Below are 1,173 nucleotides of genomic sequence, written 5' to 3'. Positions count from 1 at the left end.
AAATTGACGAGTTAGATATTAAAGTGAACAATTTTCGCTCACGTAGTTATCCTGTGCAAGTTTTTGTTGATGGGAACCTTGTATTTGATGGCAACACGAAGACTACATTAGGTTATGATTGTATTTTGTTGCCACCGACACGTGGACAACGGGTGAAAATTCAACTAAAAGGGGCCTCTAAAATTGCACAAGAGAATAAACATTCCGAGATTGGTGGGAAGAAATTGGATGACGGAGTCTTACGAGATGCTGCTGAGGGAACGTTTAGTATAATCGAGTTTGAAGCTTACGAAAAAATGAAATGATGCAAAAGATTGCTTTTAAAATGAAACTGAAGCCCGGGATGCGGCAGGAGTACCAGCGACGACATGCGGAGATATGGCCCGAATTAATCTCCTTGCTTAGAGAAAATGGCGTTAGCGACTACAGTATTTTTTTGGATGAACAAACGGATATTCTTTTTGCTGTGCAACGGCTTACTGGGGAGTCCTCACAAGATCTTGGAAATATGGAAGTAGTGCAAAGATGGTGGAAATATATGGCTGACTTAATGGATACCAATTCGGATTTTTCTCCGGTCACCACTCCATTGGTTGAAGTGTTCCATTTAGATTAACAAATGAAAATGAAGAAAATAGTTTTAGCATTGTTTTGCTGTTGTACGTTTTTGACGGGCATCGCGCAGGAGTTATGGCCCGAAGTTACTAAAGAAATGAAACCATGGACGCGTTGGTGGTGGTTAGGTTCGGCGGTTGACAAAGAGAACATTCAACGCGAATTACGCCTTTTTGATGAGGCGGGTTTGGGTGGAGTTGAGGTGACACCGATATACGGCGCCAAAGGATATGAATCTCGTTATATCTCTTTTTTATCTCCGCAGTGGCTGGATATGCTTGATTTCACGACTCAGCAAGCTGCTGAACACGATATGGGGGTGGATATGAATCTAGGCACAGGTTGGCCCTTTGGCGGTCCTCAGGTTGATGAAGAGCAGGCAGCAACTAAGTTTTTTTTGGATGAGATATTTTTAGAAAAAGGTGAGTCACTAAATTTCCCTATAAAAGTGAGTGATCCGAAACAGACTTTTGTACATCTGAAAGCGCTGCGCGCTTTTGATAATTCAGAAAAGGAGATTAACCTTGATAAATTTCTTGAAAAGGCTACCGGAACATG

At 41.8% G+C, this 1,173-nt stretch carries 3 protein-coding genes; all 3 read left to right on the top strand.

The features are described from left to right. Positions 1-305, top strand: a 305-nt coding sequence (locus tag HP439_RS19175) for a hypothetical protein (protein ID WP_216657911.1), incomplete at its 5' end; no start/stop codon positions are given. Then, positions 302-616, top strand: coding sequence for an L-rhamnose mutarotase (gene rhaM, locus HP439_RS19170; protein WP_246229429.1), 315 nt, complete (start codon positions 302-304; stop codon positions 614-616). The genes HP439_RS19175 and rhaM, both read left to right, overlap by 4 nt. A 9-nt stretch (positions 617-625) precedes the next feature. Further along, the coding region (locus tag HP439_RS19165; RefSeq protein ID WP_281358220.1) for a glycosyl hydrolase at positions 626-1,173 on the top strand (548 nt) is incomplete at its 3' end.

Source organism: Sphingobacterium shayense, assembly GCF_013179575.1.
Classification (GTDB): Bacteria; Bacteroidota; Bacteroidia; order Sphingobacteriales; family Sphingobacteriaceae; genus Sphingobacterium; species Sphingobacterium shayense.
The sequence above is the reverse complement of the archived record's forward strand: the minus strand, read 5'-3'. Positions and strand labels throughout refer to the sequence as shown.